General features: G+C 57.7%; 8 protein-coding genes and 1 pseudogene. 2 read left to right on the top strand and 7 right to left on the bottom strand.

The genetic code is table 11. The features are described from left to right. Nucleotides 1–4: 4 nt before the first annotated feature. From IC50_RS38500 to IC50_RS43285, 7 genes and pseudogenes are all read right to left on the bottom strand, one after another. Entirely contained in the window at nt 5–292 is a 288-nt protein-coding gene (locus IC50_RS38500) for a Nif11-like leader peptide family natural product precursor (RefSeq protein WP_039145714.1), read from the bottom strand. Between the two features lie 1089 nt (nt 293–1381). Further along, the gene (locus IC50_RS43300) at nt 1382–1618 is read right to left on the bottom strand and encodes a hypothetical protein (RefSeq protein ID WP_232208683.1); all 237 of its coding nucleotides are present in this window, start codon (nt 1616–1618) and stop codon (nt 1382–1384) included. Between the two features lie 17 nt (nt 1619–1635). Beyond that, entirely contained in the window at nt 1636–2286 is a 651-nt protein-coding gene (locus tag IC50_RS43295) for an NAD(P)/FAD-dependent oxidoreductase (protein WP_071916585.1), read from the bottom strand. Further along, entirely contained in the window at nt 2243–2473 is a 231-nt protein-coding gene (locus IC50_RS43750; protein WP_245289550.1) for an FAD-dependent oxidoreductase, read from the bottom strand. The genes IC50_RS43295 and IC50_RS43750 overlap by 44 nt, the downstream gene beginning before the upstream one ends. 34 nt (nt 2474–2507) lie before the next feature. Then, nucleotides 2508–2994, bottom strand: a pseudogene (locus tag IC50_RS26035) (sugar phosphate isomerase/epimerase); the annotation flags it as partial. A 913-nt stretch (nt 2995–3907) separates the two neighbouring features. Continuing rightward, the gene (locus IC50_RS43290) at nt 3908–4207 is read right to left on the bottom strand and encodes a hypothetical protein (RefSeq protein ID WP_223153739.1); all 300 of its coding nucleotides are present in this window, start codon (nt 4205–4207) and stop codon (nt 3908–3910) included. Next, complete coding sequence (locus IC50_RS43285) at nt 4204–4473, bottom strand: hypothetical protein (RefSeq protein ID WP_223153738.1); 270 nt, start codon at nt 4471–4473, stop codon at nt 4204–4206. Before IC50_RS43285 ends, IC50_RS43290 begins: the two co-directional genes overlap by 4 nt. A 139-nt stretch (nt 4474–4612) precedes the next feature. On the opposite strand from IC50_RS43285, the gene IC50_RS26025 reads away from it, so the two are divergent. Further along, on the top strand, nt 4613–5866 hold the full coding sequence (locus IC50_RS26025) for a Tm-1-like ATP-binding domain-containing protein (RefSeq protein WP_080703795.1): 1254 nt from the start codon (nt 4613–4615) through the stop codon (nt 5864–5866). Next, nucleotides 5853–6650: a phosphoenolpyruvate hydrolase family protein gene (locus tag IC50_RS26020; protein ID WP_028160572.1), complete on the top strand. Its 798-nt coding sequence runs from the start codon at nt 5853–5855 to the stop codon at nt 6648–6650. Before IC50_RS26025 ends, IC50_RS26020 begins: the two co-directional genes overlap by 14 nt. Nucleotides 6651–6705: the final 55 nt, after the last annotated feature.

The raw sequence follows: 6705 nt of genomic DNA, 5'->3' as shown, positions 1-6705 counted from the left end.
TCACTCAGCTCTGATTCCGGGTACTAGCCAACGCAGTGGTATGCACAATGCTGCTCAAGCCCGCACCGCTTAAATCCTGCCTGCCGCCGACAATCGCGTCGACCTGCATCAACTCGTGTCGGCCTGGCGCTCGGATGCTGCTCCTAATCTCGTCAACCGTGAAATCGTAGCCGTGACTTCTTCCGACCGCTACAATCGGTGCAAGACCTGTAGCACTCTGCTTAAGGTTTTCGAGCAGACTACCCTCTTTCGTTAGATCCTTGACAAACCGTTCTACCTCAGCCTGCGACATAGCCGGGCCTCTGCTGTTGCTACCTATCCGTCGCCTTGGAAGCGATCGGTGATCATGCCGTAACAAAGCAATCCGCATACCAAACTGAAGTTGCCGCTTTTGCGCTTTGTCCGACCGTGCGTATCGTCAACTTGCCGACATTGGTCTCGAACCTAACAAGCGCTCAGTGTCGAAGTCGCCGCTGAAATGTCCGCTTCCTCCAAGCTCGCCCTGACACGAGCGCCATCTGCATCACGCTGAGCGTCAATAGCAGCCGGGACAAAGTTGGCCGTTCGTATTGCCTCGCCTGAGATGAAACACGCCGCTTGATCGATGTAGCTCCGGTTGTCAGTCGGAGGTTGCATCATGACGCGCAGGATCGGAGGCGCCGGGGACGTCGCGAAGTGCCCATTACACGCAGTGGCAGCCGCAGTCCCGGGATCACCGGCACGGCCGCTCCTTTAGCCGTACGCGGGATGATCGGCTCGGCCGCTTTGCGTCTGAGCGATTTCGTTCTTCATCTAATTAGGTGAACAGTTCGCTCCGCGCTTGCCGGAACTCTCACGTAGGTCGCGCTCTCGTCTGTTCTCGCGCTGGCGCGACTATGATTAGCGGCCCGAGCATGGCTCAAATTGTAAGGCAGAACGACTGGTCGCGAGTAGAGATCGAAATTCACATGTTCGGTGCAAGACTGGGTCTGGCCGCGGTCCGCATCGCCTGGACCTCCTAACCAGCTTTACCGCCAGATGAATGCGATGCACGACGCAAATCTGCGCGCCGACTGCGAGGTCGGGCGGAATGAGACGTTGCTCGGAGATGATCGCATCAGACGTGGCAGATGCGGCCGCCGGTTTATCTCCCTTGCTTGACCTTTGTCAGCTTCTCGAAAGCCAGCCTCTTTAACACTCGAACTTGGCCTCTCGATGACGAAGCCACCCATGTCTGAATTCGTGACGAACTTCAGCTCACTCCCTGGGGGAGATCTTCAAGTGGCCTTTGTTCTCATAATAGAAAGGGGAGCTTTATGGATCCGAACCCGATCGATAATGCCCGTTCACCAGAATCACCAACGGCGCACGTCTGGACACAGGAAGATCATGATTTGTTCAGTCAGATCATAAATGAAGCTGGACCGATCATCATCTGCCGCACCTGAGGAAGCGGTAGATGTCTCATTTGCCGGGACTGAAGATAGTTGCCGCTCTCGTTGTGGAGCAAACAGTTCTCCGGCTCCGCCAGCAGATCGGGCACCGTCTGGCAGCCATGATTTCCAGCGGCAACACTCAGACCGAGCACCTCTTCGAAAGTCGTGCCCGGAACAACGAGCTCAGGCGAAAGATCAAAGATCTCACGGAAGCGCCGGTTTACAACTCGCAGCCGCCCCCACTATCGTAGAGGCAGAGACCCTGAGACATGTGCGTCAGCGCCGCATCCAGTCTCAGGTTCGTCGCATGCAACTCGGCTTTCTGATGCTTCAAACTGGTGATATCGCTATAAACGAGGATAACGCGCCCCTCTTGGGTCGGACTGCGGCTGACTCGTAGCCACCGTCCATCTGGGAGTTGAGCCTCGCTCGCCAATCCTTCGACGTCGTCAAAGACCTCACGTTGGGTAATTTCAGCTGCGGTTGATTCATCGCTCGGTACCTGGTCGGCTCGCAAAAGATCGGAATGGATAAGCTGCGAGGAGCAGCCGATGAATTCGCTCGCTCGGGAATTGATCAATGCTATCTGTCCGTTCGCATCTGTTTGTAGGAGCGTAGCCTGCGGGCCCAAGGTATCGATGCCCGAATCATGGCAGTCAGCAGCAGCCGCTCTGGAGCATGAGACGACAGATGTCCGCAGTGTCGCCGCATTGGCTCCTTCGGCGATCGGGATGCTCAATTTCCGAGGTCGGGCTCCCGTCGCCAGCATGAGCCGGTGATACGCTATTGCTGATCCGTTTGAGAGCGTGACAATACTGGCCGCGCGATCAATTGAAATCACTTCGCTGCCCTGGCGATAATCGATCCCCAAGCTCGGCAAGGCGTTCCGACGTGACAATCAATTTTGGTCCAGGGTTGACCTCGTCGCTCAGGACCGCCTTCGACAGAGGTGGGCGCTCATACGGCAGCGTACTTTCATTGCCGATGACCACCATGCCAGCAGCCTCCCGCAGAGCGACGGCAGCGGCGTTACCAGCTTCGCCCGCCCCAACGATCACTATCGTGGATTGGTTACTCACGCGACTAAACGATTTACGGGTGACGACTGCTCATCGTTCGCCGCCTCCTCAAACAGATTGCGCGCACCAGGGATTTGAGCAGGACAGCTTCCTGCCAGCGGTCCGTGGTGTCGTTGCCCAGCCGATCGCTAATTGCGTAAGGCTGTGGGCCAAGTTCGCATGCGAAGGTGAGGCGGGCATCCGCAGCAGCGCGTCTTCCAGCTCTTGAATCCGTATTTCGACCATCCAAGAAATAGGTCCAGCCAGATCTTGTGTTGAGCGAACGTGATCTCGACCTGTATCTGCTCGCGAGACGCAACACGGCCATGAAATGCCCAAGTGCGATCGAGCACTCGCCGCACCAGCGCTTCGTCCTCGTCCGAGATCGGATACCAGAATTCGCAGCTCACCAAGAAGTGCGAGAGATCGGCAAGCAGGCGCATCTCCGGAACCTGATCCATCAGGTCGAGCGTGAAGAGGAGATCCGTCGTCATCCTGTTGCGATGCGTTTCGAAGTAGATTACCCAACTTTACCCGGATGCTGAGTTCGTGCGCTGTGACCAATCCGACATCTTTTGAATAATAGCGAGCGGGGGCCAGAATTCTGCTCTTATCTCTTCTCCGCTGGCAGACCGGTTCGTCTGCTTTCTCCCAAGACTTGAGCCGCTGCCGGAGAAATCCGGCGGCGGTCTTTTTTGGGGCGTCATCATGCCCACTTGGCAGTCGAGATATCGAGGTGATTGCAGCCGGTCCGATGGACGGATAGCGTAACGATAGTCGTGCCTGACACATCCCGCCCGTTGCGCCGTCTCATGTAACGAAAAAGACGGGCTACGAAGTAGATCATGGGACGGAGCAGCACCGGAAACGATGTGATAAGTGGTTCAGGCTCATCCGAGGCCCGAACGGCGAGTTCATCGAGCTGGAAGCGCGCGCTGTCGCGGCCTCCCGATGCCGTGCACCCCCGCTGCAAATCGCTCGGAAATCTGTAATCCCGTGGGGTTCTTCAGCGGCGTCACCACGATCGCCTCCATAGAATAGCAATTAGCGACGGGGCCGCATCCAACTTTTAGCTAATGCCTATTGCAACGCCAGCTGCGATTGATTCCGGCGATATCGACGAGATCACCTCGCGAGGCAGCCCAGCATTGCCAGTCCCGAGCAGGAAATGCACAAACTGCGCTGAATTCCCCCTAGATCGTGAACCTGCTGTTGACGCTCCCAGATACGCATATCAGGTCGTCCTGAGACCGCTGTTGAGCGCGTCCTCACCAGCCAAACGGAAAAATGCATTCTCTCGAGCGACAACGATTCACCGAAGGCTTGAACCCGCACAGACTTCATCGCGGAAAGGCGGCCAGTCTTCTGGGGTCGTCAAGACAAACCCATGCTCGGGAAGCTGCGGATCACAGACAGTCCCGCGCGTCACTTTGCTCAAGTTGGCCGCTTCGAAGTCGTCCCATCCAAAAGCGCGGCCATTGGAAATGACGATCCGTGCTGGCCAAGACTTACCAGCTCCATCTCCTCGCTCATCGTCCGTGTAAGAGCCTCTGCTGGTAGATGGATGAGTCCGTCCAGATGGGAGCCAAATCGCTTCTCCGCTGCAGTAATTTCAGAATCGCTCGCGACGGCAAACAACGCCTTGAAGCCAAGGCTTATGAACCATTCCTTCCGCCGAAGTTCGAGCTCCTGTCCGGCATCAACAGGTACGCCCGCCGCCGACCGCTCGATCATAGATGCGCGCGGAAATTGGCGACGCCGGTGATGCCGGCATCCTTCAACGATTCGGCCCTATCCTCCCAGCAGGCGAACGGGTCGATCATGATTATCGCCGCATAGAGAGCCGTCGTTGCCTGGTCGAGGGTTAGCAAGTCTCGCAAAAGACAGTCGTTCCAGTCCAGGATTGGCAGGGTCGCCATGACCAGCAGGAAGCCTTTTGGAAGGCTGCGCAAGGAGGGCGCGTAGACTTGCAATTGTGCGCCTTTAGCTATGTCCGACATCTGTGTAGCAAGTTTGCCGCGAACTCTCGCTCTCAACGTTTCTACCCAATATTACCCATTTGGCCGCCTCACCAATCTTATACCCGGGTAGAGCCGGGTCTAGACCACCTATAGTTAGGTATGATCTGGGAGGAAGATCGTGTCTCACCATTGTACGGACGACCAGAGGTCGGCCCGTGATGGTAACCTGTCCGAACTAGCGACTGGATCCGCGACTACGGATGCGGTCGCGATCGTGGCCACGCTGGATACCAAGGGCCGCGAGGCGTCTTACCTTGCGGACATTATCGAGGCGTGCGGCCGCAAGACCATCCTGATCGACGTCGGCACTGGGAGGGATGGCGGCGACAAACCAGCCGATGCGAAGACCCCCACGGAACTCTTGAAGCAGATTGCTGAAAGGACGCGCAGTAAGGTTGGTGACCTCCTGGGGGCAGGAACGATCAGCGCGATTGTCGGGGTTGCGGGGGGTAGGGCAAGCGCGGTTTTCGGCGAAGTTGTGTCTGAGCTGCCTTATGGCTTTCCGAAATTTCTGGTGAGCAGCGCAAGGCCTGCGCTACTCGCCGAATTGGCCACTCACAGCGACATCATCCTCTATCCGACGCTGGTCGATCTGTTCGGCATCAATGTCTTTACCAGTAGGGTGCTCAAGAACGCGGGGCGGGCCATTGCGGCCACGCACTATGCTCCCGTCAAGCTTGGACGAGACAAGAAGATCGTTGCGATAACGGCCTTCGGCGTGACCACGCCGGCCGCGAATCAATGCGTAGCGCGGCTTGCCGACGCCGGTGTAGACGCGATCGTCTTTCCGGCTAACGGGGCGGGCGGCCATAAAATGGAGCAGCTGATCGCGGCTGGTGAATTCGACGCCGTCATTGATTTGACCATAACGGAGCTCGGAGACGAAATCGTTGGAGGCACCGCAAGCGCCGGTCCGGATCGGCTCAAGGCAGCGTCGCGGCAACAGATTCCGCAAGTGATCGCGCCCGGTGCGATCGATATGGTCAATTTTGGCCTGCCATCGAGCGTTCCTGATCAGTTTCGGGGTCGCCAGTTCTACGCCCATACGCCTTACACGACGCTCATGCGCACAACTGCGTCTGAGAACGCGAGCATTGGCCGGCTTACGGCAGAACGGCTATCGCGTGCCAAAGGACCCACGATGGTCCTTTGGCCGGCGAAAGGCGTATCCGATTACGACCGCCAAGGAGGCATCTTCTACGATCCCGACGCCGACAAGGCTTGGCTGGATGCGGTCAAGGGACATCTCTCCGCGCACGTCATGGTCCGCGACCTGAACTGTCACATTAACGATGGCGAGTTCGCCGAGGCTGCCACGGCATGGATCCTGGAACAACTCACGCAAGAAGGTGCATCCCATGCGGATGTTTGACCGAACCGAAATTATTTCCAGGATCGAAGGACAGGTGACGGAGCGAAAAGCAATTCTCGCGGCAGGAAGTAGCTGCGGCCTGGTCGCGAAATGTGCCGTTCTTGGAGGTGCCGACATGCTGGTGGTCTACTCGACCGGCCTGTCGCGTCTGATGGGGCTTCCCACGAGCCGGATTGGCGATTCCAACGCACGCACGCTGGAGCTTGCGGCGGAAATTCGTAACGTGGTGTGTTCCGTGCCGGTAGTTGGCGGTATCGAGGCTTGGGATCCTCTCCGGCTCGACCTCGATGCTCTCTTGGACAAGTTCTGGGCTGCTGGGCTCTCCGGCGTCATCAACTATCCGACGATCTCAACCATGGGCGACAACTGGCGTGACCGCCGCGGCCGCGTCGGCCTTGGCTTTGAACGTGAGGTCGAACTGATCGCTCTCGCGCGAAAGAAGAATATCTTTTCGCTCGCCTATGTCGCAAGCCCTCAAGACGCCAAAGCGATGGCAAGTGCAGGGGCCGACTGCATCGTCCCACATGTCGGCGCAACGCGCGGTGGCCTTGTCGGTCATGAGGAGGGGCAATCCCTTAAGGAGGCGATCCGGCGCATCAATGAGATCAACGCGGCGGCGCGAAGCATCCGGTCGGACGTGCTCTCGCTTTGCCATGGTGGGGCAATTGCCGAGCCTGAAGATACGATCGAGGTCTATCGGACGACCGAGTGTGTTGGCTTTGTTGGCGCATCCTCGATCGAAAGAATTCCAATTGAGCGGGCAGTGAAAACAGCGGCGGCGTAATTCAAAGCTGTCCCGCTTCCGCAAACTCATTGATGTTCACTGCAACGTGCAGCGA

The sequence above is a fragment of the Bradyrhizobium genomosp. I (2014) genome, assembly GCF_000261685.1.
In the GTDB taxonomy this organism is placed as follows: domain Bacteria; phylum Pseudomonadota; class Alphaproteobacteria; order Rhizobiales; family Xanthobacteraceae; genus Bradyrhizobium.
The sequence above is the reverse complement of the archived record's forward strand: the minus strand, read 5'-3'. Positions and strand labels throughout refer to the sequence as shown.

Excerpts from the sequence above, each read along its gene's own strand:
- IC50_RS38500 (WP_039145714.1), bottom strand. The coding sequence starts at position 292 with ATGTCGCAGGCTGAGGTAGAACGGTTTGTCAAGGATCTAACGAAAGAG.
- IC50_RS43290 (WP_223153739.1), bottom strand. The coding sequence starts at position 4,207 with ATGATCGAGCGGTCGGCGGCGGGCGTACCTGTTGATGCCGGACAGGAG.
- IC50_RS43285 (WP_223153738.1), bottom strand. The coding sequence starts at position 4,473 with ATGTCGGACATAGCTAAAGGCGCACAATTGCAAGTCTACGCGCCCTCC.
- IC50_RS26020 (WP_028160572.1), top strand. The coding sequence starts at position 5,853 with ATGCGGATGTTTGACCGAACCGAAATTATTTCCAGGATCGAAGGACAG.